Genomic DNA, 25,832 nt, shown 5'->3' on the forward strand with positions numbered 1-25,832 from the left:
CCTCACAGGCTTGTACTAATTTTGACGCGGGGTGGAGCAGCCCGGTAGCTCGTCAGGCTCATAACCTGAAGGCCGCAGGTTCAAATCCTGCCCCCGCAACCAAATTCCGCAAGGAAGTCAAATAGTAAGCCCGGCAAGAAATTGCCGGGCTTTCGTTTTTTGTATTCCGTGCGCCACCTGTGCGCCACCATGAAAAAAGTGGAGATTGTGCGTCCGCCAAGCATGCGAAGCGGGCAATAAGCCCGCCTCGCATCGCCGATACGATCAGGCCGTTATGGCCGCCAGCAAGCGCAGCTCGGCATTCTCAACGACGGCTGCAAGCGCGCGCAGATAGCGTTCGGCGTCGGCGAGGCTGTCGATGAGTTCGATCCCTGTCTGCTCGTCCTGCTCCATCCGCCGGGCAGTCAAGCCGACTGCGTGGTCGCCTTGGCAGCACAGTAGGAGCGCCGCCCGGATCGCAGGGGCGATCTCGGTCAGGCGGGGCAGGGGATCAAAGCCGTCAAGGCTGAGGTCGAGGGGATGTTTTTGCATTGATTTCTCCGTTTTTGGTTATGAACGGCTCCCCACAATATGAGTGGATTTAATCCGCTCAAGTTGGAAAGGGTTGGATAGCAGTTGGAAATCTTCCGACGGCTTCTATATCGCTCCGGCGCTCATCCGTAGCCGGAAGAGCTGACACCCATGGTTGACAATTACAACCGGATGCTCCGCTGTGTACTCAGTTTAGAAAAGGACGATTCGCATGTGGATTGGGGTGCGACAGCGGTTCCGCCGCTTTCATGAAGAGCTTAGATTATCTGCGGATCAGATCGATGATGGCTTAGGCAAGCAACTTGGCGTCCGAAAATCGCTTCACCGGGCTTACTATGATGAGACCACAGAAACGCCACGCGGTTTCATTGTCGGATCATGGGGAAAAGAAACAGCCATCGCTCCCCCGAGCGATGTTGATATTTTCTTTGAATTGCCGACGGCGGTTTATCATCGGATCGAAACGTACCAAGGCAATAAACAGTCGGCATTGCTTCAAGAAGTCCGTGGTCACCTTCTGACCACTTACCCTCAAAGCAGCATCCGCGGTGACGGCCAAGTGGTTATCGTCGGTTTCAATTCGGTGGCAATCGAAGTGGTGCCAGCATTTAGATACGATAATAACGGGCGCTTCTATATGCCCGATACAAACGACGGTGGGCGATGGAAGCTGGTTGATCCGCAGGCGGAAATTGCATTTCTTGAAGCGGCCGATCGGAATTCAAACGGAAACGCGCGCGCGATGGCGCAAATGCTCAAAACATGGAAACGGGAATGTAATGTCCCGCTCAAATCCTACCAGATTGAATTGCTGGTGGCGGAGTTCATGACAAGCTATGAAAACCGATACTATGATTATTATTGGTATGACTGGTTTATGAGAGATTTCTTCGCCTGGCTGTGCACTAAGGCATGGGCGAATTTGACCATTCCCGGGACTTTCGAGTTGGTCAATTTGGGCAACGACTGGCTGTCGAAGGCGCAAACTGCTCGTGATCGAGCACTGACGGCATGCTCTCACGAATACAACGATTACACAATCTTGGCAGGTGAAGAATGGCAGAAGATATTCGGCAACCGAATTCCGATCCACGTTCTGTAGAAGACGTCCGCAAGGCGATCATTGCGGAGTGCAGGCGGCAGGAGGAGAGCTGCCTTTATACGTCCACCTCCCTTTACATTTGGCTTCGCAGCGTTCGCTGTCAAAAGCGGTTTTTCGTCGCTGCGCCGATCGTTATCGGTGGCATCGCCGGTTTGTCGATCTTGCAAGATTGGGGGTGGGATTGGGTCTCTGCGCTGCTGGCTCTCCTTGCCAGCTTGTTCCCCGCCCTGGCCGATGCGTTGAAGTTCGAAACCAGCGTGGACGAAACGTCGCGCTTAGCAGCGGAATTCAAGGCGCTACAGGATCGCTTCCGTCGCACAGCAAATGTCACCGCTCTAGGCGATGTGCAGGCGGCGGAAAAAGCCTTGGCTGAATTGATGGATCGAATGGATGTCGCGAGAAGCGTAAGCATCACGGCGCCAGAGTGGGCTTTCAAAGAAGCTCAGCGGAAAATCGCCGAAGGTCATTATAGCTTTGCTGTAGATCAAGTGCCTTCGGATAAGTGACAGCGAAGGGCGCTAAACGCGCCCCTTCGCATTCAAACATGATCGTTGAATACGACCTTGAGCGCTTCCGCGATATTCTTCATTGCGTCGAGCGAGCCTTCGCGCGCCCCGCTTTCCGGGCATTGAGGGCGATGATGCAGAGATCACGAAATCGCGCCATGGCCTTCGGGCTGGTGCTGACCGGATTGATTTCCATCGCCTTGAGGCCTTTGATATCGCCCGCCTTAGCGAGGGCGACGATCTCGCCGAGCTTATTGCGGAAGCGCGCATGTGTCGGCGCAGAGAAATCAGGGACGGCGGGCATCTTGCCGTTCTGCGCAGCTTCGAGGATCGCAGCGCTTGCCGCCTGCGGACTTGTCGGCCTTCGGCTTCCGCTTCGCCTTCTCGGCTTGGCGTTTCGCAGGGGCCGTGCCACTGCGTGCAGCGTCGATCATGTCTTTCGGGACGAGAACGGTCATCTTGTCGGGCGTGATGCCGTAAATGAGACATGGCTTGCCGCCGTTCTCGGCGCTGATCCGGGCCGCGATCTCGGCAGCTTTCGCAAGCGTCGGAGCTTCGCGATTGATCTTGTCGGCCGGGCCTTTGCGCAGATGCACGTTGAAGCGGATCGCGGTGGCGATCTTTGCGCGATCGGCGATGTCGGCGGGATGTGGTTTCTTCTGCATGGGGTGCTCCTTTTAGATGGAGGTGTGTTATCCCCACGTTCGAAAAGAGCAACTCCGGAAATGCAAAAGGCCGGGATAACCCGGCCTGGATATTGCCGCAGAAGTTATCAAAAATCCATACAGTCTACAAATTGACTGGTTACGCAAATATCCGCAGCCTTCTCAACGGCCTTAATCTCGATAACAGTGAGTAGAGACTCATAGCGGCTCGTTAATTCAGCCTTTTTGTTCGGTTCTTTACGGTTAGCCACGATCTTCCACATTAACGATCTCTTCCAGTCCTGTGGAACGCCTTTTCCAACTCCGTACATAGACGATATTATGCTTTGAGGATAATACCAGCCCGATTTAGCCGCCTCTCGATAAAGCCGAAATGCTTTTTCATATTCATGGAGTTCTGAAAGGCGATCTGCTTCATTAGTTAATGCAACAACTTCGTTGCTAGATTGCGCGGTTCTCGACTGCGCTATGATCGTTGCGCTTGTTAAAATGACCGACGAAGTTAGCACTAGTATGACGATATATGTTCCAACACGCACAGTTATGTTCCCCTTCATTATTGGTACATATACAGTTTTAAAAAACAATAACTCGAATATAAAATTCTTCGATCACAATCAATAAGTGGTAGTATCAAAAAAAAAAGCCAGCCGCTTCAACTCGGCCGACTTTTCAAAGTAGAAGTCCGTATGGACAACTTTCTTCAAAAGCAATTATACCTGATGCGCATCCGACAAGCAATGATATTGGAGAATTCGGCTAACAAATATGCTGCGGCAGTTCAGAAACGGCGAAATTTGTTTTATTATCCACAAGCTTACGTAATGGATTTTCCGGTTGCGTTTGATGATAGATCGGCAGGAAACCCCATCAGCACGCTTAGTTGGATTTCAGGTGATTTGGCAGCGGAAAATAGAACTTTTGCGCCAGCAGCATTTTAGCTGAAATAAAGCCAATCGCAACAGCGTGAGCGGATATCATGTCGGCCGCCGCTTTTAAAATCGATTTGTTGCCAATTATCGCCGCACAGGAGGCGTGATTTCGCGCACGCGCATCCTTCTGGTAGGTAGGTAACCCCGAAGCCATCGACTGCGCTGAAAGGGCAGATACTCAATGCTTCCAGCGGAAAGAATGCATGTCTACGGCGCGGGGAGGATCAGGCGCGATGATGAAAGCTCGCACGCGCGATTAAGCTCATTCACCCTATCACAGAATTAGCTATCTCTGAACCACTCAGAATTCAATAACAAACCAATAGTCTATAGGGCGGGCGCGTTAAGCGCGCCGCCCCGTTTATGATTTATGTGACTAGTGATGTTACAGAGTTCATACTGAGGAGTTCTGTTAACAAGTATAAGTAACTTAATCGCGCGCACGTTCGCGTACGTGAGGAAATCCCCGTCCATCGCGTCTCCGCTATTGCGCCGCAGGCTGATCCACCTTACGAGCCTTCGCCCCTAACCGATAGCCGATGTACGCCATGACAGCGATGATCCCGACTGTCCAATATAAGGGTTCGCCGACAAGCTGAAATCCGTAGAAGTCGATGTAACTGCCGACCCGCTTGCCTTCTTTGATGATGGCAGTGATTTGCTCCGGCGGAATTCCGTCCGGCATAGGCTTGCCGTCGAGTGTTTGAACTATGCTTACGCCCGGCAAACCTAACAGCATGAAACCCAAGAATGCGAAGAATGCTGTGGAAGTGAGCGGAATAATCCAATTTCTAATAAAGCGCATGTTGCCCCCGTCGAACTGCTAACCTGAATACGGAATATTCTTTTGAGGCGCAACTATGCGCAAGAGCAGCAACTTATTGCTGTCCGTAAGCGATCCCGTCGTTCGTCAGGCCGACAGCGATCAGCGCGAGCGCCTTATCGCGTCCCCTATAGGCGGTCGACCTCGACCAGCCGCGTCGTTTGATCGCTTCGCCGAACGTCATCCCCTTTGACAGTCTCGCACGCACCCAATGCTTCAAGACGCGTGCTGCGCCGGGTTCATCCTTGAGATAGGTCGCCTGCCACCACAGTGCGCGATCGAGCTGCGATACGCGAGCCGGGGAAAGTGAACGCCGCATTGGACGTGCTTCCAGATCGGCCATCGGAGGCCAGCCATCGAAATCCCGATCTGACGAGATCATAGCAAGATCAGGCATCCCTGATTTGATACGTGCCGGACCAACATAACCGGCGCTTCTGTTCGCCCAACGCACAGCTTCGAGCAATTCTTCGCCAACGATTTTTGGCGTCCATACGCCGGGATCAATGTCGTGCAATTGATATCCTTCGGGAAAGCGTGACGGGGAAAAGTGATGTGGAATGTAACGAAATGTGCGGTTTTTCAGCGAAAACGTCACGCTCCGGCGTTACCGCCAAGGCAGGATTGCGATTAGAGAAGCCCGCTTTAATCCGCCGTGATGGACGGCGATACAGCCGCGATCTGCCAGACGGCGAAGGTGGTAAGGAATGGCGGCGATATCGAGCGCGGTCGCGTCGGCAAGCTGTGCGCGCGTTACGGTGCATGTAAGCCCATCAGCCATAGCAGCGATAGCGCTGGCGACACGGAAAAGGGTTGCTGAAATGGTGCGGTCGCGACGTAGGCGGTCAAGCCATAGATCGACCATGGGGATGTCGGGATCGGCTGTGGAAACAGGTTCAAATGTGGCAGGAATGGCAGCGGCGTTCATGACAACTCCCGTATTCTTGAGCCGCTTATCAATAGCAGTTTTGCGTCCGTGTTTACAGCAAAACAATGCTCTGCCAACGGATGAAATGGCGGATTTGCGACGGTTTACCCTGAATTCTCGCGCTGCCAGCCGATTGTTCTGCGATGAAGGCGATCGCGTTCACGCTGCTCCGCGCAGGGCGTGCAGAAGCGATTGCGCTTGCCGGGACGGCGATGGAGATCGGCGCCGCACTGCTGGCACACGAAATGCTTATGGGCTTTCAGCGGCCGACAAGCATCGCAGAAGCGTGGCGGCATTCCGGCCTTCCGTTCATGCGGGATCAGCTTTGCACAGATGCGGCAGACCGGACGGCGGTCGGCTTTTGCCGCCGCCTCCTTTTCCCGACAAGACGGACATTTCAGCGGCGTCCGGCCGGGAAGCGCTTGCCGCTCGAAAAAGACACCGCAGCCACGGCATTTGATGGAAAAAGAGAGCATCAAAGTCACCTTTACAATGTGGTTTCAATGAGTTCGGCGGCTTGGTGAAAACCAACCAAAGTGCAAATTCTGAAAATGGAGAAACACTGAAATATCGGGGGGCGGCGACCCCGCAAGGCTTGGCCTTTGGGGTAAGGTACCTATTCGACCCCCTCTCGACCCCTCTCCTTGCCCCATATCAGCCCGTGCACGCGCTTCTCGCGCCTTGCCCTATGCTTGACATCATCCGTCGCCTCTCGCCTCTGTACGGCCTGCCATGAGGATTAAGGTTTTTCGTCCTTTGGGTAGATTGAGGCGAGTAGGGGCGCGGGTCCTACTCGCCCCGCTACGTCTGGGCAAGGACATGGGATGGATTACCCACTAAGCCCGGACGAACAGCTTAGGCTTCAATGCCGAGAAAGGCGCGTGGGTCGAGATCAACACGCCGGGCAATGATATGCCCATCAACTTCTGCGGTTGAGATCAACTGCTCCTCAATCCGTTCGAGTTCAAGACGTGCGGCGGCAAGATCACCGAAAGCGGCCTCGCGTTCATCATCGGTCAGCGCCCCGGTCTGTGGAAGCGCGTCGATCATTGCGCTGACCTTTTTGCGTAGTTCTTCATGCATCAGCCAGACCATCACGTCCGAGCCACCGGTGCCGACAATCGAGTTGTTATTGCCGGAATGGATGGCCAGCTTACGGGCAAGTGCCAGCGGTTCAGCGCTTCTATTGGCAGGATGTATTTTCAGAGCGCCAAGCGCGGCGATCCGATCAATCTCAGCAAATGCCCGATCTTTCAAGTCAGACGCCGGAGCCGGTGCATTCTCCGCTTTCGCGAAAGCTTCCTCGGCCTCCGCAATACGAGCGCGGACCTTTGCGACCTCTGCGGAAAGATCGGTACGGGCCGTTAGCTTGAGATCGACTGGACGCGCCTCACGGAAGCGCCCATCTGATCCGGCTCTGCGAATCCACGTTTCGATGTTATCGAGGAAGCCAAAGGCATTCTGCCGCTCCGCTGCTCGCTCGCGTGCATCGACTGCGACTTGCAAAGCGCGCTTTGCGGCTGCGACCGGCGCGTCAATGCGCTCCGCTACAGCCTGCTTGTCCTCTTGCTGCCTGTGGCCCTGAAATGAAATGGTCGAACCCTGATGGGCTTCCTTCTGTTGCTGTGCCAATCCCGAAACAAAACCAAGTTCAGCACGGGCTTCCTGTTCGCGGTCACTTGCCGCGCGATAGGCCGCATGTGCCGCATCACGATCAGAAAGTTGGCGTTCGAGTTTTATGCGAGAGACTGGTGGAAGTGTTGCTAAAATTGCTTCTGAAAGATTGAGCATTGGTAGGCTCCGGCTGGCTGGTTTGTTTCGTTGAGTATGCCGAAGCCTCTCCGGATAATCGTCTGACAGGGTGCGACAAGAACTGCCACAGAAAGAAAAAGGCGGCTCTAAAGCCGCCTCTATTGTCCGAAAAGCCTACGCTTGCTGACCCACAATCGCCCGCCAACTTTTATTGATATGTCCCGTTCTCGTACCCATCGCCACAACGTCCGTTCTGAAACTCTTGCGGCAGCCGCCGCTTGCTGCGGTGTCATCCAAGCGCCGTCCATAAGGTCGATTTCGAGGGGATCGGGAGGCCATGCCGGGTCTGTTCTGTCGAATAATTCCATTTTCGCGCCTCACAATTTGGCTGCTACGGCCGTAGGGCCGCCGCGCCGTCGTCATCCGTGGATAGTCGCCTGCGCGCCCTCGGCGTTAAGCGCGTCCGTCGTGCGCTTCCACGCTGCCCGATTGCGAGCGTTCGGGTCCGCTTTCACAAAGGGGTCAGGAGCCGGTGCGAAGCCGACGCTTGCGCCTCCGGTTGCGCCTCCGGCTTCGACCGTCGCTATAGTTCCGGCGCTTGCGTCGAAGGCAACAAGCCCACCCGGCGCGTTACACGTACGAGCTATGTGTGACGGTAGGCTTTGGAGCGTTTCAGCCTTACCGCCCGGCTTGACCGTAAATAGCAGCGCAAGGGCTTCGGATGCACGCATGTCGGTGCCGAATGCAAGATGCTTCGCGGCTTCCATACGATTTTCAGCTAAAGGATCGGTCAGGATAGCGCGGATGCGGTTACGCTCTGCGGTGGTGCCGTTTTGCTCGCCCTGTAGGCGGGCTTCCTCAAGCGCTAAACCAGAGGTCGGTTGATTTGACGCTATAGGGGCGGCGTTCGCCTGCATTCCTGCAAAGACCGCCTCGGCATGTCGTAAAATTTGATCATTTGTCGACCCATTGCCAAGTGTGCCGTAGGCTACGGCAACAGCACGGACAAAATCCGTATCTTTACCGAGCTTATGTCGCTCGCTGCCTAGAATACGCTCGGCTGCTGCCAGCAGGTGCGGTTCGATGGCTCTCATATTTTTGATCCTTTGGTCAGTTGATTGTCTTGGTTGCTATGAGCGTGTTGCCGTCGAGGTCAGTTTGTTCAGTCCGTTCCTCAATTGTGATGCGCATTGCCTCGCAGTTATCCAAAAGCGCCCGCTCGTAACCTGTCGCGAATGCTACCAACGTCTGCCGGTCATTCCAAAGCTAGGTTTCTGTCTGGCCGGGTTGGGATCGCACGGCTGCAATGAAGCCTTGCAGATATTCCGGTGTTGGGTCGCGGCCTCCGCAGATAGCCGCTGCCGTCAAAATCCATTGATCGCTTGGCGGGCGTTTAAGCTGTTTGCTTCGCATGGCTTGCCTCATTGCGTGGGGTCGAGAAATCGAAGGGGATCAGCGCGTCGTCGCGGTCGCGCCAGCGGGTCGGCGGCGGGGTCGGTCGGCGATATTCGGCGCGGATCGCTTTTTCAAAATCCATCACGTCTTCGTGCGCTTGCTTGAACGTCAGGCCGTCATCACGGCGGCTTCGAAAGAAACGGCGCGCGCAGTCGTCCATGAATTTCTTCTGCTCGGCATCGTTGCGAATTGAGCGCAAGCGGGCTGCAAGCGTTTGAACCATTAAGTTGCGCGTCAGCGGGAAGACGACAAGCTCACCCCGGCGCTCCGGTTCTGCCTCCGGCACCGGAGCCGGGATCGGTTGATTGAAATCAAGTTCGAACTGCATCGCGTTGCTCCTCAAAAGTTTATGACTTCGCTGTGGACGGCCATTTCTTCGTCGCTCAGTCCTGCTGAGGCTACGTTGTCTCGGATTGCCTCACGGAATGTTTCTTCCACGAGCCGGACGGCTTCGCCGATAGGGAGGCCGGTTGCGTCGGAAACGTTAGCGGCAAACGGCAGGACGGTTTGTGTGTTCGGCTCGTCTTCGACCTTCGAGAGATCGGTTATGCTTGCGACTAGGCGCGAGACGAAAGCGGCGAGGTCAAAGGCATTATCTCCTCGCCGGTCGGCCGTCAGGCCGTCGGGGTCGCGGGGTGTCCCCGCGTCGTCTTCCGCTTCCTCAACTTGAACGAATGCGCCTTCGCCAACTTCGATCAGGTCGCCGGTATGAGGACCGTCGGGATCGTATTCTGGCCTTTCGATGTTCGGACAGCTATCGAGATCGATTTCGTCGGCTTCCGACGGCCCTGCGTAAGCAGAGGGCCGTTGAAAGAATGAATTCTCCTCATCTATTAATTGGTGAGAGGAATGGTTATTTGTGGCGATGGCCGCTTGGGCGGCCTCGCCCCTATCTGTCGGTCCTCTGTCGTTACTATGAGACCGGCGGCCCACCGCCGGTTTTGATACGCTGGATCGCCGGTTTAACGACGCTTCATCGCCGGTTTTAATCTCATTCAAAACCGGCGGCCCATCGCCGCTTTTAACTTCAACCTCCGCGACAAACTTTCGGGCCATGCATCGCTCTCGCGTCGCTTCGTCCGGCCATGCTGGACGATAATGCAGCCCGCGCTTTGACCGAGGCCGGGTCCGATCTTTTCCCGACAGGACAATGATCCATCCGGCGGCTTCCAGAGCCTTTAAGTGATCGCGGACCTGCCGCACCGATATGGCGGTCAGTTCGGCAAGCTCGTCCTGACCGGCGAACGCTTCACGGGAGCGGTTGTTCATCAGGTCTTCGAGAACTGTTGCCAGCCGGTATGCGGAGGGGTGGATTTCTGTCGCGGCTGCAATGCCTCGACGCCACCGGCTGCGCTCGATGTGGTCGAGATGCAGCCGGATACGCTTGTTTTTTTCTCGTGGCTCTGCCATATTTGGGTCTGTCATTTTCTTACCTTCCAAGGCCGATCTGGTTGCTGTCAGATCGGCCTTTTCATTTGAGGATCAGCCCGCGATCTTTAGGATCGCAAGAGCGGCGTTGAAGCCGACGAGAGCCGCGAAAACTGCGGTGAAGATCGGCAGGCGGTTGAACTTTGCGACAAGGTTTGCCATTGTGATCTGAACCCTTCATTTCTACTGGTGGACGGTTCTTGAAGCCCGTCGCTCCCCACGAGCGGCGGGTTTTGCTTTTGCGGTATGTTCTGCGAGGAGCGCCTCAAGTTCCGCTCTTGCAAATGCTTTTGATTGACGCTTCCGGGGCGGTGTGAGGCCGCGAGGCAGGCCGTAATCGTTTATTTGATCTGTGCCATTTCGGCGGAGCCGATCAGCCTCTGCGCGGCGCTGATAATCAAATTTCGCCATCACACGCTCCATCAACGATATGATTTTGCAAGCCGAGCAGTTTCGCGAGTTTGGCAACCGGAACGAGGATTCTGTGACCGATTTTTATCGTGGGTAAATCACCTGATCGGGCAGCGTCATAGGCGGCATTTTTCCCAACACCGAGGATAATTCCGGCCTCAGTGACGCTGATTGTCGGGCGGGTTAGCGCTTCTGCAATTCTTGTGATTTCTGGCTTTTTGGCCATTTGTTATTCTCCGCAAAAGTTAAAAATAAAGCGCCAGTACGCTTTTTTGATTCATATCTTCGCGGCTTCTTTCTGGGCCGTGAATGTATAAAAAAATATAAATGGGGATGCGTCAAGCTAAACAGTTATCGATTTTCAAGAATTGAACTGTCGATCTGGGGATAATATTTTATTGATGTTTCGTTCTGTATTTGGATTTTGAATTTTTAATTAAAATCTATTATTGATTTTCAAAACAAAGCCCGCCGTTTTGGCGGGCTGTTTGCCTATTGCTTTAGGCGGCGACGTTGGATGCAAGCCAAGCGTCGAGATCGGTCTTGCGATACAGAGTTTTGCGTGACGATTGACGGATGAAGGTCGGGCCATCGCCATACATTCGATATTTCGCCAATGTCGAGGTCGAAGTGCGGAGATAAATTGCCGCTTCCACTGCGTCCATAACATCAAGGCGTGCAATAAATTTCGGATCGAGATTGCGCTTATTCATGTCGGGTTCCTTTTGTTAAAGTCGCCCGATAGTTGCTCTTGTCGTTCCGTTTTAATAGGCGGGCGTTTTTCGCCCGCTCCAATAGAAAAGTGTCGCCTAATCCGAATAGCCTTGTGATTGATCGTTCTCGTACCAGTATCGACGGGGTTCACGAAGGGCATCGAGGATTGATCGTGGCGACTTGTTTTTCAGTTTGACGAGCCGGTCAAACGAACGCTTGTCGCTGGCTGGAACGACGGCCAGCGCACGATCAGCGACCTGCACGACGAACTCAGCCGCGAATTGCACGGCTGGGTGTCGATCCGCTCCCCATTCGTTCGCGGGGAACGCCACAAGGCTCTCTGGCTTGAGTGATCCTAGAATTGCGACGCAATACTCAAAAAGCTGATCCTCACCAAGCACGAGATTTGCATCCACCCGCCGCTTTTTTTGATCCAGCAAGCCTTTAGCCAGATCGCCTATTGCGGCTGCGCCAAGCGTCGTCGTTTCATCGAGGCCGTTTGCGCGCGCCGTCACAATCAATACATCGCGGGCGCTTTGAGCGCCCTCGCTACCGGGCTGCGATAGCAGTGTCCGAGCCGGATCGGCTGCAATCCGCTTAAGCTCGGCGTTCCGCTCGTCCTCATGCTGGCCGTCGGTGCCTGCTGTGAAAAATCCGATCAGGTTTCGAGCGGATCGAGCTACCGCTTCATTCAACAGCTTTGCTTGTTCATCGTCGGCGGAAATTTCCAAACAAGACGCCAATTGCGCGATTTGGTCGGCGCTCAACGGCTCAATGACTGCGGTTGTGTTTCCTTTCTTCAATTGGTTGCGGAAGCTATCAATCGACGCCAGAAGGCCAGCGAGGGCGGTTTCCTCACTCATCGACGACCGCCTTTCGCATAGGGATCACCTCGCCCTTGCGGCCAGTCATAGACGCGGCAATACGTCCGGCGACGGTATCGGCTGCGGCCTTGAGGGGATCGTCTGCAAGGTGCGCATATCGAGCGGTCGTGGCCGGGCTTGCATGGCCGAGCATCTTTCCGATGACGGCAAGCGGTACGCCACCCGAAGCGGCGACCGAGGCGAAGCTATGGCGCAAATCGTGGAGACGAACGTCTTCAAGACCCGCATGGGCGCGGATCGCTCTCCAAGGCCGGTTGAGATCGTGCCGGGGCTTATCGCGAGCGTCGCCCCTGATCACGTAATCGCCAAGGTTCTGTATCTCTTGCAGGAGTGTAAGGGCCGGGGCAGGCAGGACGGCATAGCGCCGTCCGGTCTTGGTGTCGGGCAGGAGAGCGACACCGCGCTCGAAGTCAATGTCGATCCATCGCATATTCAGGACTTCCCGAAGCCGGAGGCCGGTCAATATCAGAAGCCGGATCGCATCGCAGGCGTGCCGGTCAATAATTGTCCGTTGGTTGCCCTTCGGTACGTGCTTGCTCTCGCTGGTCTTCCAAGGTAGGCCGTCGCTCTCAGCGAGCGCCAGAGCATCGCCGAGGCGTGCAAGCTCCTCGGCCGAAAGAAAGCGCTCCCGGCCTTCCTCGCGATAGGCTGCAATATCGTTTGCAGGGTTGTGACCTTTTGGGATGTGTCCCGCGAGGGCGGCGTGCCGATAGATCGAGGAGACAATCTCAAGCATTCGGTTTGCTGTCGTTTGCATGGTTTTACCCATCTTCCGATGAAGCCGGGCAACGTCCGCTGTTGTGATCTTATCAATCTGCAACGTGCCAAACGCCGGGATTATGTGCTTGTTGATTGCACTCTTGTAATTCGCCAGCGTTCGGGGCTTGAGACGCCCTTCCTCATCTTTGAGAAATGTATCGACTGCAAAGTCCTGAAAGCGTGGAATAGACCTTTCCTTCGACCGTTCCGCTGCCGGATCGCCGCCAAGGCGAACGGCCGCAAGAACATCGCCCGCTCGCTTACGAGCCTCCTCCGGGCTGATCTCAAGCGTTGTTCCTATCGTGAACCGCTTCTTTGCAACATTGCGGCCACCTGCGCCGGGACGATACTCAACGAAATACGTTTGCCGTCCCGTAGGCTCTACGCGAAGGCCAAAGCCCGCAAGCTCTGCGTCGTAAAAGGTCGTTCGTTTATCAACGGGTTTAATCGACGCGAGGCCGCGCCGCGTAAGCTTTGCAATTGGCATCTTCATACACCCTTTGGGGTCGTCGTTCGCCACCGTGCGCCACATGTTCGCCACGGCGGATTGAATTACATGGAACGACGTTAAGCGAAATAATATGAAAAAATCAATATGCCCCAGTTATTTAGTAGAAACATGAAACGACACGAAACGATAAAGAATAATAGAAAATCAAACTCATAACCTGAAGGCCGCAGGTTCAAATCCTGCCCCCGCAACCATCTTTACTTGCGACGACCCCGCCCCCAAGGCGGGGTTTTTCGTTTGTGCGGAAATCATAAGGATTCCAGCGAGATCGCCCTGAACGTCGATCTCAACCTTACCATCCACCGGCGTCAGCACGATCAGGTCCACGAGCGAGCGCAGAATGTCGGCCGCCTCGACCCGCTTCTCTTCTTCCTCGTGCTGCAAGGCTTCGTAGAGCTGCTGGACCCGCTTGCGGTATTGCACCGCCATCGAGGGATGCAAAAGAGGAGGTGGCTCCTCGGCTTCGGCCAGAAACGCCTTCAGCTCTGCTTTCCGAGCTTCCAGCTGTTTCATATCCTCCACTATGGCCTCGATCGGCCCGCCAGCCTTAATGGCGGTCAACAGCTTCGCCAGTTCACGGTCGGTCTTTTCGATCTCAGCCTCGGCCGAGGCGATGCCGGCGCGGCCTTCCATGCGCAGGCGGTTCATCTCCTGCGTGAACACCTCGCAGAAGCGGGCAAACATGACGGGATCGACGAGCTTGGTGCGCAGCGCGTTCAGCACGCGCGTCTCCAGCTCGTCTCGGCGGATGTTCACCCGGTTGGAGCAGGTACCCTTGTTGCGGGCCGTCGAGCAGCCGATTAGGGTGGCCGAGATCGCGGAATAGCCCCCGCCGCAGCAAGCGCATTTGGTCAGGCCCGAAAACAGATATTTGGGCCGGCGGCGATAGTTCATCGTTCGGACGTCGGCGACGCCGCTTTCGTTGCGCTCGGTGCGGTTCTCGCCCTGCCTCGCCTTCACGGCGTTCCAGAGATCGTCGTCGAGGATGCGAAGTTCCGGCGCTTCCTGAATGACCCATTCCGATTCCGGGTTGGGGCGGGCTTGTCGCTTGCCGGTATCGGGGTCTTTGACGAAACGCTGGCGGTTCCAGACGATCTTGCCGACATACATCTCGTTGTTGAGGATGCCGTTGCCACGCTTCGGATTGCCATTGATGGTGCTGAAACCCCAATCGCCGCCGGAAGGAGCTGCGATGCCGTCCCTGTTCAGGGCAAAGGCGATGGTCTTGGCGGACTTGCCGGCGGCATAGTCGCGGAAGATGCGGCGCACGACCTCGGCTTGTGCTTCGTTGATCGTGCGATCGCCGCGGATCGGTTCGCCGTTAGCGTCCAGCTTCTTCACCACGTCATAGCCGTAGGAATTGCCGCCGCCCGACTTGCCCGCCTCGACCCGGCCGCGTTGTCCGCGCCGGGTCTTGTCGGCCAGATCCTTCAGGAACAGCGCGTTCATCGTGCCCTTGAGCCCGACATGCAGATGCGAGACTTCACCCTCGGAGAGGGTGAACATTTTCACGTCGGAATAAGACATGCGCTTGAAGAGGCCCGCTATGTCCTCCTGATCGCGCGAAAGCCGATCCATGGCTTCGGCCAGGATCAGATCGAAACGCCCGCGCGTGGCGTCGGAAATCAGGGCCTGGATGCCGGGGCGCAGCAGAGACGAACCAGAGATCGCGTGATCGGAATACTCCTCGACGATCTGCCAGCCCTGCTTCACCGCATGAAGGCGGCACATGCGGAACTGGTCGGCGATCGAGGCGTCGCGTTGATTATCGGACGAGTAGCGGGCGTAGATCGCGACCTTCAATGCACCTCTCCTTTCGGCATCAGGAGGTGCGCTTTCCCCGTCGCCTCGTCATCTTGACTTCTTCCGCGTAACATTCCCGTGCCGCCTGCCGCGCCAGAAGGTCGACCAGACGCAAAAGCCGCGGGTCGGGATCGCCCCTTGGAGTAAAGGTCAGTTCCGGCTCGTCGATGAGCAGGGATTCGAGCAGCGCTTCGCGCTCGTTCCTTGTCATCTTCGCCGACGCTTGGATTGATCGTGAGGTCATACATCCAAGCATTCACCCAAATATCAGTGTAAGCAATTGACATAACACGCGTATATTGGGCGGCAAATAGCCTGTTCTCGGCGGCTTCGGTGAAGTCTGGCGTATTCCCTCGTACCGCAGCATATGGAAAATACTGGCGCAAATGCACAGTATTCTTCTGCATTACCTCACTGCGGTGGGCGGCCCAAGGCATCGCTGACATCCCTTGTTTGCAAGGCCAATATCGGCTATATGTCAGGATATAGCACGGAGGCCCGTCATGAGCAATGCGGCACAGAAGAGAGCGATCGAAAATTACCGGGCACGCTTGACGCAGCGTGGCTTCAAGCGCTTCGAGGTCTTAGCACTGGAATCCGACCGCGAGCTAATCCGGTCGCTTGCTCGCCAACTGGCGGAGGAGGGGCCGGAAGCGGAAAAGGCGCGGGCTGCGGTCAAGGCGGCCCTTGTTGCAGGTGAGCCGCCAAAATCCGGTGGCATCCTGTCTGCCCTTCGCCGTTCCCCCCTTGTCGGCGCGGATCTCGATCTGTCGCGTCCACGCGAAGAAGGGCGCCGGGTCGATCTGTGACGCGTTATCTTCTCGACACCAACATCATTAGCAACATCGTCAAACCGCAGCCATCCGAAACCCTTCTGGATTGGATGGCTGCGCAGCAGGACGAGGATCTTTTCGTCACTACGTTGACCATCGCTGAGATCCGACGTGGCATTCTGGAAAAGCCGCGTGGGAAAAAGCGCGATGCGCTCGATGCCTGGTTCTCGGGACCGGAAGGGCCACAGGAACTGTTTGCCGGTCGCATTCTCTCGTTCGATGAAAAAGCTGCCCTCATCTGGGCGCGATTGATGGCGGAAGGGAAGGCGGCGGGTCGTCCACGAAGCGGACTCGATATGATTATCGCCGCGATCGCGGGAGCATACGACTGCGTAGTCGTCACAGATAACGAAAAGGATTTCAGGGGGCTTCAGATTGTCAACCCCTTGCGCCGTGGAGCAGAGGGGGAGGAGACATGACAACAGCGGCACCTGTGCCGATAGAATACCAGCTCATTGGCCTTACGGAGGGCGGCGGCGTTGGTGATCTGCTTTCCGGGCTTGATCAGAAGCAAGGGCGCATTCGTCTACAGGCGTTGATCTCGGAATGGCTGCGTATGGAGAATCTCGTCGTCCTGACGGGATCGGGCACCTCGGTCTCGGCAGGCGGCAAGACCATGGCCAACCTGGAGAAGGACGTTCTCGCAACCATTGAAGCGCTGCCCGACCTCCCGCCCTCGATCGCGCCCATCATACAATCGCGGAAGAATGCAGTGGCGTTTGCGGACATTCTCGGTGCACCAATCGGTTTTGAGGCATGGCTGTCCTTCGTCGCCAACGCCTTGGTCGTCGCCGAATCTGCAGGCGCACCGTTTTCTGCTGTCACTTGGCCAGAAACGCCGGCCCCAAATACCGCCGATTTGGGTTGGTTCGTTCGCCGCCTGCGGATCGCCATCTTCGCGGAATGTGCGCTATCACTGCCGGACACCATGTCCGCGACTTCGGCGAAGGGGATCGCACCCCAATTGGCGTTTCTATCAAAACTGGTTGCCCGCGATAGCAATCTCGGGCGAACCCATCTTTTCACCTTGAACTACGACACCCTATTCGAACAGGCGCTGGAACTTCTGGGCGTCCAGTACTTCGATGGGTTCACGGGGCGCGCGGCGGCGCGCTTCGATCCGTCCGTCTATGGGCTCGACATCTATTATCCCGGCGAGGTGGCGGAAGGCCGTGTCCGCCGTTTCGACAAGTTTCTGCATTTCTACAAGCTGCACGGCTCGATCCACTGGTTCGAGCAGGGCGATGAAATGCGCGCCCGTCATCCCGACCTGACGCCTTTCCAGTCCTATGCAGCGAAGAGTCCGGCGGACAAGGCGGCGGCACTCGTGCCACTGGCTGACAAGACGCCCTCGGTAGGCATCCTGCCCACCGCCAACAAGTTCGCGCAGACGCTGACCATGCCCTACGCGCATCTGTTCCGGTCGTTCCAGGTTCGACTCGGCATTCCCCAAACCTTTTTGCTCGTCCTCGGTTATGGGTTCGGGGATGAGCATGTCAGCCGGATCATCGAGAATGCCTTGATGAATCCTTCGCTGGTGATGCTGGTAATCGAACCCAATCCAGAAAGTCCGGTCATCGAACGCATCCGACGCTACAAGGATCTCGGCAAACGCGCCTTCGTTCTCTGCCCCACGACAGATGCTTTCGCCGCCGCGCCTTTCACACTAGCGACGTTCGACGACTTTGCGACCTCGGTGATGCCCGACGTGCAATGGCTCGACGACTTCCTGCGGCTGCGGCGTTTCGAGAAACAGATTGCCTCCTCTGAAACGCCAACCGATCCAAACGCCGGCGTGGGGGCTTAGATGGATAATCCTCGGCTTGTCGGCCATATCGTCTCGGTCCAGGGTTTTCGGGTCAAGGTGGAGTTGCTCCCCGAAACCCGTTCGGCGTTACGTGCCACTCTGGATGGCGTTCAGGTCGCGATCGCGATCAATGCTTACCTGACCTTCTCGCTCGGAGCGGGGGAGACCGTCATCGGCATCATCACCGATCTGGAGGCCCGCGAGGCCTTCGATCCGAACAGCGGCGATGATCTCAGTCTCGAACTGATGAAGCCGCGCCGCGTCGCCAGCGTACAATTGCTGGGCACCATCGAGCATGCGGACGATGAACTCTCCTTCAGCCCAGGCATTTCCGTTCTGCCGACGCTCGATACGCCGACCGAGATCGGATCGCCCGACATATTACGGGCGGTCTTCGAGATTCCTCCCCGCCGCAATAAGCCGGAAGACTACGAAGATAAGGACTTCGACAGTGACCTCAGAATAGGCTTTCCGACTGGTCAGGCCCGCAACGTCGTGCGCGCTTCCTACAATGACCTGTTTTCGCGGCCCCTAGCTATCGTGGGTAATACCGGCTCGGGAAAGTCCTTCTCCGTAACGAGCTTGATTCAGAAAGCCATGAAGGCGCTGGATGGCGCGGCCGAGGAACCGCACGTCTTCATTCTGGATATAAATGGGGAATACGGCAAAGCCTTCCCAACGGCGGCAACGGCTGCGCGTTTGCCAGACCGTATCTATCTGAATGGCAAGGAGTTCAGTCTCCCTCTATGGTTCATGAATGCCGAAGAAATCTGTGCCTGGCTCAGTGCTGCGGAGCAGACCCAAGAGCCTGTGTTGAAAGATTGGTGGGCGATCGCCAAGGGCGGCGATGCCGCGGCCGCTGTCAACATGAACTCCCTCCAAAACGCTATGAGCGCGCTCGATCAGCTTCTCAGCGAGCTGACCAAGATCAAGAAAAAGGCAGCAGGTTCTCATTGTGATGCTGTGACAGGGCATCTGGCAGATACCGGCATTGATACCGTAGCCTTCGAGGCGCTGTTTCAGAGCCATCGCCTCGCCAACGACTTCAACACTGAGGTCATGAACAACCAAGCCGCAATTGCGGCCGAGGCGGAAAAGCTCAAGGACGCTATCCGCAGTAAGATTGTGGGAGGGAGCGCGACTGCAGAAGCCGGAGTGCGAACAGCCGACTCCCCGCTGCCAATTGGCCGGGCTACCCTGACCGATCCTTCCCTTATCAACCGCGCGGTCTCGAAGGAGGATACGTTTCGCGTTGACGCCCATCTGACGACGCTGAAACTGCGCCTCAAGACTCGTTTGGATGATAAACGGTGGCGGGTCTTTCTCAACTACGAGGATACCGACACGAAAATTGAGAATCTTTCAGGCTGGTTCCGGCGCTTCGGGCTTGGTGCGGCAATGGGACCAAAGGTTTCAGTTCTCGACCTCTCCATGCTCAGCAACGAGGTTCTGCCCTACGCCTGTGCGATAATCGGCCGTGTGTTGCTGGAGGCGCGTGAGCGGCTGCCGGCGGCTTCGCGCTACAGGAATCCCTGGGTTCTGGTGCTCGAGGAAGCACACAATTATGCTCGTCCAGCCAGATCCGATGAGGATCGGGGACATCGCCTTGCGCGTCTTACTTATGAACGGATCGCAAAGGAAGGACGTAAATTCGGTCTTTCGCTTATCATTGCCAGCCAGCGGCCGAGCGAGATCAGCCAGACCATCATCAGCCAATGCGCGAACTTCATCAGCCACCGGCTTCAGAACCCCGACGATATCGACCATTTCCGCCGGATCATCCCCATGCAAGCGCGGCGACTGTTGGATCAGGTGACCATCCTAGCCTCCGGTGAGGCGATTGTTTTCGGCAGTGCCTTCCATATCCCTACACGCGTACAGTTCGACCGGCCTGATCCGGGTCCGTACAGCCAGACTGCAGCTCCGTTCCATGAATGGTCAAAGAGTAGCACGCCATTTCCCCTCGATACCGTGATTGATGCGTGGGGCACCTGACCGGACATTTCGTCGGATAATCCACTGGGCGAGCGGTCAGTCGGGGCTGCACCCTTAGACGTTGATCTCCTCGGCATTTGGGGAGGGGAACGCCTTCCCCCTGGCCGGCGCTGCGGTCGCCGGCACACCCCCTTCTGCGGGGAGCCTCCCCGCAACGCCCCCCTAGAGTGAGAGTGCGGACGGGTTTTGCCGCGACGGGTTGAGGGCCGGAGGAGAGTCTTCCGGCGCCCGTCGCGGAGAAGCGCGATGTCCAGACATGATCGCAGCGTTCGCACCGGCTCGGACCGGACGAACCTCTATGACGAAATCACGTAACCGCTGTTTCGATCCCACATTTTCCGGCGCTGTTTGATCTGCGAAGTGCTTTTCATGGATGGATGAAGGAGTTTCCCCATGGGGCCTACGGTGGAGTTTCTCACCCCTGAGAAGAGTATTAGCGGGGGAAGCAATAAATGGACGCCGGAATTCAAGGCCAGACTGGTTTCAGAAACGCTTCTGCCTGGTGCCCGTGTGGTTGATGTGGCACAGCGTTATGGTGTTCGAGCAAACAGATTATCTATGTGGCGAACGCTAGCCAAGCGCGGTCAACTGGTTTTGCCAGCACCGGAAGACGGAATAGAATTCGCAGGGTTGGTGATCAGTGAGCCCTTGGCGGAACAATCGGGCTCTGACACCAGCTGCGTGGAGATATGCATTGGTTCCGTGACAGTACGTCTTGAATCGGGTGCGCCGATTTCGCGTATTGTTGCAGTTGCGCGTGGACTGGCAGTCTCGTCATGATCTTCCCTTCCAATCGGGTGCGTATCATGGTGGCGACAAAACCTGTCGATTTCCGTAAAGGCCACGACGGCTTAGCGTCGCTAGTGAAGAACGAATTGCGCAAGGATCCGTTTACGGGAACAGTATTCGTGTTCCGCTCGCGCAAGGCCGATCGGTTAAAACTGATCTACTGGGATGGCACAGGGATGGTTCTGGCTTTTGCGGGTCAAGCAAATCGTCGAATGGTTGGGCTCCGACTTCGATGGAGTGATCGTTTTCGACGAGGCGCATGCCATGCAGAACGCCGCTGGGGGCAAGGGAGAACGCGGTGACGTCGCAGCATCGCAGCAGGGCCGCGCCGGCCTGCGCCTCCAGCACGCGCTTCCGAATGCCCGCGTCGTCTATGTCTCCGCCACCGGCGCGACCACCGTTCACAATCTCGCTTATGCGCAGCGGCTCGGCCTGTGGGGCGGCGAGGATTTTCCGTTCGCCACCCGCGCCGAGTTCGTCGAGGCGATCGAGGCCGGCGGCGTGGCGGCGATGGAGGTGCTTGCCCGCGATCTTCGCGCCCTTGGCCTCTACACCGCCCGCTCGCTCTCCTTCGCCGGCGTCGAATACGAACTGGTCGAGCATGAGCTGACGCCCGAGCAGGTCCGCATCTACGATGCCTATGCCGGCGCCTTTGCCATCATCCATAACAATCTGGATGCGGCGATGCAGGCCGCGAATATCACCGGCGGCGGCGAAGGCGGCTCCGGCACGCTGAACAGGCAGGCGAAATCCGCCGCCCGTTCGGCCTTCGAAAGCGCCAAGCAGCGCTTCTTCGGCCATTTGTTGTGCAGCATGAAAGCGCCGACCCTGCTGCGCTCGATTGCTGCCGATCTGGAGGCGGGCCATTCGGCCGTCATCCAGATCGTGTCGACCGGCGAGGCGCTGATGGAACGGCGGCTGGCGGAACTGCCGACCGAGGAGTGGAACGACGTGCGCGTCGACATCACGCCGCGCGAGTACGTTCTCGACTATCTTGCCCATTCCTTCCCGGTGCAGCTTTACGAGCCCTTCACCGATAGCGAGGGCAACCTGTCGTCGCGGCCCGTCTATCGCGACGGCCAGCCGGTCGAAAGCCGCGAAGCCGCCTCGCGCCGCGATGCACTCATCGCAAAGCTCGTCAGCTTGCCGCCGGTTCCCGGCGCCCTCGACCAGCTCGTCCAGCATTTCGGCACGGATATGGTTGCCGAGGTGACGGGCCGGTCGCGACGCATCGTGCGCAAGCGCGGCGGCAGCGTCACCATCGATCGGCTCGTGGTCGAGACGCGCACCGGCGCCGCCAATCTTTCCGAGACGCAAGCCTTCATGGACGACCAGAAGCGCGTCCTCATCTTCTCGGACGCCGGCGGCACCGGCCGCAGCTACCATGCGGAGAAGTCGGCGAAGAACGCGCGGCTACGCGTCCACTATCTGCTCGAGGCGGGATGGAAAGCCGACACCGCCATTCAGGGGCTCGGCCGGACGCACCGCACCAATCAGGCGCAGCCGCCGCTCTTCCGGCCGATTTCGACGAATGTGAAGGCGGAAAAGCGCTTTCTCAGCACCATTGCCCGCCGCCTCGACACGCTGGGCGCGATCACGCGCGGCCAGCGCCAGACCGGCGGCCAAGGGCTGTTCCGCCCCGAGGACAATCTGGAGAGCCACTACGCCCGCGACGCTCTCCGCCAGCTCTACATGCTGCTGGTGCGCGGCAAGGTCGAAGGCTGCTCGCTCCAGCGCTTCGAGGAAGCCACCGGTCTGAAGCTGATGGACTCGACCGGCATCAAGGACGAGCTGCCGCCGATCACGACATTTCTCAACCGGCTGCTCGCGCTCACCATCGAGCTTCAGGGCATCCTCTTCACAGCCTTCGAGCAGCTCCTGACCGCCCGCATCGAGGGTGCGATTGCGTCAGGCACCTATGACGCCGGGCTGGAAACGCTGCGCGCGGAAAGCTTCGTCGTCGTCGATCGCCAGACGATCTACACCCATCCGCGCACCGGTGCGGAAACCAGCCTGCTGACGATCAACGAGCGCAGGCGCAACCGGCCGGTGACGCTCGACGCCGTGCTGGCCGAACTCGGCGATCCGCGCGCGAAGCTTCTCGTCAACGAGCGCTCGGGGCGCGCTGCCGTTCAGATCCCGGCCAGCAGCATCATGCTCGACGATGGCGAGATCGAGCGCCGCGTCCGGCTGATCCGGCCGACGGAGGCGCACAATATCCCGGTGAGGATGATGGGGGAGACCCATTGGGTCGAAGCTGATCGGGAGACCTTCGCGTCGGCCTGGAACGCCGAGATCGCCGACGTGCCGGAATTCACCGATGCGACGCTTCACATGGTCACGGGCTTGCTTCTGCCCATCTGGAAGCGGTTGCCGAACGATTCGACCCGCGTCTACCGGCTCCAGACCGACGATGGCGAGCGCATCATCGGCCGCAAGGTCTCGCCTGCCTGGGCCGCGAATGCGACCGCAACCGGCGCGGCCGCGATCACGCCGGATGATGCGTTCACCGCCCTGATGGACGGCCGCACCATCCTCGACCTCGCTGAAGGACTTCAGCTTCGCCGTGTCCGCGTCATGGGCGCGTACCGCATCGAGCTGTCCGGCTTCGACGACACGATGCGCGAGCGCCTCACGGCCTACGGCCTGTTCCACGAGATCATCTCGTGGAAGCTGCGCATGTTCGTGCCGATCGATGCCAATGGCCCGGCGGTTCTCGCCAGGGTGCTCGACCGCTGGCCGATCGAGCGCATCGGCGAGAAGGAGGCAGCGTGATGGCCCGTCACGACGCTTCCGAACTGGCATCCCGTCTCGGACGCAATGCCGAGGCGGTATGCCGCCACTACCTGTCGTCCGGCCACCGCGCTGGACGATACTGGGTCGTCGGGAACGTTCAGAACAGCCCCGGCCGCTCGATGTTCGTGCGGTTGACCGGGCCGGAATCCGGCAAGGGAGCTGCCGGAAAATGGACCGACGCATCGACCGGCGAGCATGGCGATCTCCTCGACGTCATCCGCGAAACGCTCGACCTCATCGACTTCAAGGACGTAGCCGAGGAAGCGCGCCGCTTCCTCGCTCTCCCGCATCCCGAACCGAAGAAGACGAGGACTCCGACCGGCAGGACGTCGAACATCGCTGTTTCGCCCGAAGCGTCGCGGCGGCTTTTCGCCATGTCGCAGCCGATCGGCGGCACACTCGCGGAAATCTACCTCAACGGACGGGCGATCACCTCCCTCGCGGGAACCACCGCGCTACGCTACCAGCCGCGATGCTACTATAAGCCGGACGAGCATTCGCCCACCGAGATCTGGCCGGCGATCGTCGCTTCCGTCACCGATCTTCACGGCAACCAGACCGGCGCCCACCGCACCTGGCTTGCCCCGGACGGTTCGGGCAAGGCGCCGGTCGAGTCACCGCGGCGGGCGATGGGCGACCTTCTCGGCCACGGCGTCCGTTTCGGCGTTGCCGGTGAGGTGCTCGCGGCCGGCGAAGGCATCGAGACCGTGCTGTCACCCCGTCAGGTTCTGCCCCACATGCCGATGATGGCGGCGCTCTCCGCGGCTCACCTCGCTGCCATCCTGTTCCCGGCGACGCTGCGCAGGCTCTATGTCCTCAGAGATCGCGACCCGGCCGGGGACGGCGCAAGAGACAGCCTGGTCGCCAGAGCAAGGAGCGTCGGGATCGAGGCGATTTCGGTGTCGCCCACGCGTGAGGACTTCAACGAAGATCTGCGCTGGCGCGGCATCGACGCCCTCCGGGCGACCCTGATGGAGCAGCTTCATCCTGATGACGTCCGCCGTTTCGTGGAAGGGTGAGGGATCGGCGGGAAACAAGGCGCGGTCGAGGCGTCTCCACCTGCCGTCTCCATTCATTATCGGGAGATCCTTTGAAGTCGGAGTGAGCGGCGCCCACGGCCTTCTGAGAGGGCGATCGGCCCACAAACGGTCCGGACAGGCAATGGCCGCGTTCGGGCTATTTTCCGCCGGCGGGGGCGAGCCCCACCTTTGCATCGCGAAAGACAAAATAGCCCGAACCCGGCCATCGGAGCCCTCGCGAGGGCGCGAGGGTGCCAGTCCAGTCCGCCCATGGGCTTCCGACGCCTGCGAAGGCCGCGATGGACGCGGTCTCCAGACAAAGGACGCTCCCGATGACAAACGAAGACGAAAATGCAGGCTTCGAGCCGATGCACACCTCGTCCCCCACCGATCATCTCCTCACCGAACTCCAGCTCTATGGCTGGCGGCCATATCAGGACGAACCTGATCCGAGGCCGCTCCCGGAGGGCAACGCCGTCGCCGCCGCTGTCGCAGATATCTTCGACGCCCTCGTCGCGACGCTCGGCGACACCCGCCTCGAACCCGACCTCGACGAATTGCTCTGGGGAACCGTCAATCTCTTTCACCGCGCCGCGAGCCGGGTCGAACGCGATCTCGACGACAACGAGCAGGCGCAGCGCCGCCTCCAGCGTGAACAGGACGGCAGCGAGGTGAAGTCGGTCGAGCTGGAGCGCCTCACGGCAGAAGGTCAGACCCTGATTGAGCGGCGCAACAGCATGGAACTCTTCCGCGACGTCGCCTCGGAAGCCTTCGAGCACCACACCGGCAGCGCCTGGCGACCCCGTACCGGCTCGATGGTCAACCATCGCAATCTCACCGCCGCGATGATCGACAGCCGCGATTTCCTCGCCGCGAAACACCGGGCCGAGACCGAGGTGATGCTGCCCGCCGGTCCCAAGGTTGCCTTGACCGGAGGCGCCGACTTCAATGATCACCGCCTGATCTGGGCAAAGCTCGATCAGGTCCATGCAAAACACCCCGACATGGTGCTGATGCACGGCGGCACGCCGAAGGGCGCTGAACTGATCGCCTCCCGCTGGGCAGATAGCCGCAAGGTGGCTCAGGTCGCCTTCCGGCCCGACTGGACGAAGCACGGCAAGGCCGCGCCCTTCAAGCGCAACGACGCGATGCTCGACGTCCTGCCGGTCGGTATCCTCGTCTTCCCCGGCACCGGCATTCAGGAGAATCTTGCGGACAAGGCTCGCAAGCTCGGCATCCCGGTCATGAAGTTCGACGGCGGCGCGTAAGCGCCGCCTCTGGCTGTTCCAGCCGCCAATACTTGACTATCGGAGAGGTTGACGGCTCTTATGAAACATCCTTGCAGAACCGGAACAGTAGCATAGTCGCAGGCGGAGCGTATCTACAGGC

At 58.2% G+C, this 25,832-nt stretch carries 28 protein-coding genes, 1 tRNA gene and 1 pseudogene; 12 read left to right on the forward strand and 18 right to left on the reverse strand.

All coding sequences use genetic code 11. The features are described from left to right. The first annotated feature begins 25 nt into the window (after positions 1-25). Positions 26-102, forward strand: a tRNA-Met gene (locus tag BKD14_RS17055). 162 nt (positions 103-264) lie between these two features. Here the strand turns inward: BKD14_RS17055 and BKD14_RS17060 are convergent. Then, complete coding sequence (locus BKD14_RS17060; protein WP_075657376.1) at positions 265-531, reverse strand: hypothetical protein; 267 nt, start codon at positions 529-531, stop codon at positions 265-267. Positions 532-742: 211 nt separating this feature from the next. Here BKD14_RS17060 and BKD14_RS17065 point away from each other — a divergent pair, with 211 nt between their 5' ends. Together BKD14_RS17065 and BKD14_RS17070 are read left to right on the forward strand one after the other, a co-directional pair. Further along, positions 743-1,633, forward strand: a complete 891-nt coding sequence (locus BKD14_RS17065; protein WP_075657377.1) for a nucleotidyltransferase — start codon at positions 743-745, stop codon at positions 1,631-1,633. Then, positions 1,588-2,139: a hypothetical protein gene (locus tag BKD14_RS17070; RefSeq protein WP_075657378.1), complete on the forward strand. Its 552-nt coding sequence runs from the start codon at positions 1,588-1,590 to the stop codon at positions 2,137-2,139. The genes BKD14_RS17065 and BKD14_RS17070 overlap by 46 nt, the downstream gene beginning before the upstream one ends. Before the next feature lie 79 nt (positions 2,140-2,218). Here BKD14_RS17070 and BKD14_RS17075 read toward each other — a convergent pair whose 3' ends face one another. The 7 genes from BKD14_RS17075 to BKD14_RS17100 all read right to left on the reverse strand — a co-directional run bounded on the left by BKD14_RS17075 (position 2,219) and on the right by BKD14_RS17100 (position 5,553). Continuing rightward, complete coding sequence (locus BKD14_RS17075; protein ID WP_075657379.1) at positions 2,219-2,443, reverse strand: hypothetical protein; 225 nt, start codon at positions 2,441-2,443, stop codon at positions 2,219-2,221. Continuing rightward, entirely contained in the window at positions 2,427-2,804 is a 378-nt protein-coding gene (locus BKD14_RS17080; RefSeq protein WP_075657380.1) for a hypothetical protein, read from the reverse strand. The genes BKD14_RS17075 and BKD14_RS17080 overlap by 17 nt, the downstream gene beginning before the upstream one ends. Positions 2,805-2,911: 107 nt before the next feature. Further along, positions 2,912-3,343, reverse strand: a complete 432-nt coding sequence (locus tag BKD14_RS19200) for a sel1 repeat family protein (protein WP_139316468.1) — start codon at positions 3,341-3,343, stop codon at positions 2,912-2,914. A gap of 340 nt (positions 3,344-3,683) precedes the next feature. After that, positions 3,684-3,890: a hypothetical protein gene (locus tag BKD14_RS17085; RefSeq protein ID WP_075657381.1), complete on the reverse strand. Its 207-nt coding sequence runs from the start codon at positions 3,888-3,890 to the stop codon at positions 3,684-3,686. Positions 3,891-4,220: 330 nt separating this feature from the next. Then, positions 4,221-4,541, reverse strand: coding sequence for a hypothetical protein (locus BKD14_RS17090; protein ID WP_075657382.1), 321 nt, complete (start codon positions 4,539-4,541; stop codon positions 4,221-4,223). A 73-nt stretch (positions 4,542-4,614) separates the two neighbouring features. Beyond that, positions 4,615-5,157, reverse strand: a complete 543-nt coding sequence (locus BKD14_RS17095) for a hypothetical protein (protein ID WP_139316469.1) — start codon at positions 5,155-5,157, stop codon at positions 4,615-4,617. 9 nt (positions 5,158-5,166) lie between these two features. Then, a complete protein-coding gene (locus BKD14_RS17100; RefSeq protein WP_139316470.1) occupies positions 5,167-5,553 on the reverse strand; it encodes a hypothetical protein in 387 nt (128 codons plus the stop codon). A gap of 77 nt (positions 5,554-5,630) precedes the next feature. Here BKD14_RS17100 and BKD14_RS17105 point away from each other — a divergent pair, with 77 nt between their 5' ends. Then, a complete protein-coding gene (locus BKD14_RS17105) occupies positions 5,631-6,011 on the forward strand; it encodes a hypothetical protein (RefSeq protein WP_075657385.1) in 381 nt (126 codons plus the stop codon). Positions 6,012-6,342: 331 nt separating this feature from the next. Here BKD14_RS17105 and BKD14_RS17110 read toward each other — a convergent pair whose 3' ends face one another. From BKD14_RS17110 to BKD14_RS17160, 10 genes are all read right to left on the reverse strand, one after another. Continuing rightward, positions 6,343-7,278 (reverse strand): hypothetical protein, encoded by a 936-nt coding sequence (locus BKD14_RS17110; RefSeq protein WP_075657386.1) that lies wholly within the window; start codon positions 7,276-7,278, stop codon positions 6,343-6,345. Positions 7,279-7,658: 380 nt separating this feature from the next. Beyond that, the gene (locus tag BKD14_RS17120) at positions 7,659-8,333 is read right to left on the reverse strand and encodes a hypothetical protein (protein WP_075657388.1); all 675 of its coding nucleotides are present in this window, start codon (positions 8,331-8,333) and stop codon (positions 7,659-7,661) included. 299 nt (positions 8,334-8,632) lie between these two features. Next, complete coding sequence (locus BKD14_RS17125; protein WP_075657389.1) at positions 8,633-9,022, reverse strand: DUF6074 family protein; 390 nt, start codon at positions 9,020-9,022, stop codon at positions 8,633-8,635. Positions 9,023-9,033: 11 nt separating this feature from the next. Then, a complete protein-coding gene (locus BKD14_RS17130) occupies positions 9,034-10,104 on the reverse strand; it encodes a helix-turn-helix domain-containing protein (RefSeq protein WP_175576130.1) in 1,071 nt (356 codons plus the stop codon). Positions 10,105-10,519: 415 nt separating this feature from the next. Further along, positions 10,520-10,759 (reverse strand): helix-turn-helix domain-containing protein, encoded by a 240-nt coding sequence (locus BKD14_RS17135; RefSeq protein WP_075657391.1) that lies wholly within the window; start codon positions 10,757-10,759, stop codon positions 10,520-10,522. Between the two features lie 274 nt (positions 10,760-11,033). Further along, on the reverse strand, positions 11,034-11,246 hold the full coding sequence (locus BKD14_RS17140; protein ID WP_075657392.1) for a helix-turn-helix domain-containing protein: 213 nt from the start codon (positions 11,244-11,246) through the stop codon (positions 11,034-11,036). Positions 11,247-11,342: 96 nt separating this feature from the next. Continuing rightward, complete coding sequence (locus BKD14_RS17145; protein ID WP_075657393.1) at positions 11,343-12,110, reverse strand: hypothetical protein; 768 nt, start codon at positions 12,108-12,110, stop codon at positions 11,343-11,345. Continuing rightward, complete coding sequence (locus BKD14_RS17150; protein WP_075657475.1) at positions 12,103-13,377, reverse strand: site-specific integrase; 1,275 nt, start codon at positions 13,375-13,377, stop codon at positions 12,103-12,105. Before BKD14_RS17150 ends, BKD14_RS17145 begins: the two co-directional genes overlap by 8 nt. A gap of 174 nt (positions 13,378-13,551) precedes the next feature. After that, a complete protein-coding gene (locus BKD14_RS17155; protein WP_075657394.1) occupies positions 13,552-15,204 on the reverse strand; it encodes a recombinase family protein in 1,653 nt (550 codons plus the stop codon). Positions 15,205-15,223: 19 nt separating this feature from the next. Then, positions 15,224-15,415 carry a hypothetical protein gene (locus tag BKD14_RS17160; protein ID WP_245293675.1) on the reverse strand — a complete coding sequence of 64 codons (192 nt, stop codon included), beginning with the start codon at positions 15,413-15,415 and terminating at the stop codon, positions 15,224-15,226. 292 nt (positions 15,416-15,707) lie between these two features. Here BKD14_RS17160 and BKD14_RS17165 point away from each other — a divergent pair, with 292 nt between their 5' ends. The 8 genes and pseudogenes from BKD14_RS17165 to BKD14_RS17205 all read left to right on the forward strand — a co-directional run bounded on the left by BKD14_RS17165 (position 15,708) and on the right by BKD14_RS17205 (position 25,711). Then, entirely contained in the window at positions 15,708-16,013 is a 306-nt protein-coding gene (locus BKD14_RS17165) for a hypothetical protein (protein WP_075657396.1), read from the forward strand. Further along, entirely contained in the window at positions 16,010-16,456 is a 447-nt protein-coding gene (locus tag BKD14_RS17170; protein WP_075657397.1) for a PIN domain-containing protein, read from the forward strand. The genes BKD14_RS17165 and BKD14_RS17170 overlap by 4 nt, the downstream gene beginning before the upstream one ends. Then, complete coding sequence (locus BKD14_RS17175; RefSeq protein WP_075657398.1) at positions 16,453-17,844, forward strand: SIR2 family protein; 1,392 nt, start codon at positions 16,453-16,455, stop codon at positions 17,842-17,844. The genes BKD14_RS17170 and BKD14_RS17175 overlap by 4 nt, the downstream gene beginning before the upstream one ends. Further along, entirely contained in the window at positions 17,845-19,839 is a 1,995-nt protein-coding gene (locus BKD14_RS17180; RefSeq protein WP_075657399.1) for a DUF87 domain-containing protein, read from the forward strand. Positions 19,840-20,232: 393 nt separating this feature from the next. Continuing rightward, positions 20,233-20,619: a transposase gene (locus tag BKD14_RS17185; RefSeq protein WP_139316471.1), complete on the forward strand. Its 387-nt coding sequence runs from the start codon at positions 20,233-20,235 to the stop codon at positions 20,617-20,619. A gap of 201 nt (positions 20,620-20,820) precedes the next feature. Further along, positions 20,821-23,403 (forward strand): annotated as a pseudogene (locus BKD14_RS17195) (strawberry notch family protein); the annotation flags it as partial. Then, a complete protein-coding gene (locus BKD14_RS17200; RefSeq protein WP_075657401.1) occupies positions 23,403-24,443 on the forward strand; it encodes a toprim domain-containing protein in 1,041 nt (346 codons plus the stop codon). The pseudogene BKD14_RS17195 and the gene BKD14_RS17200, both read left to right, overlap by 1 nt. 332 nt (positions 24,444-24,775) lie before the next feature. Next, positions 24,776-25,711, forward strand: a complete 936-nt coding sequence (locus BKD14_RS17205; protein ID WP_075657402.1) for a DUF2493 domain-containing protein — start codon at positions 24,776-24,778, stop codon at positions 25,709-25,711. Positions 25,712-25,832: the final 121 nt, after the last annotated feature.

It is taken from the genome of Pseudochrobactrum sp. B5 (genome assembly GCF_001939785.1).
In the GTDB taxonomy this organism is placed as follows: domain Bacteria; phylum Pseudomonadota; class Alphaproteobacteria; order Rhizobiales; family Rhizobiaceae; genus Pseudochrobactrum; species Pseudochrobactrum saccharolyticum.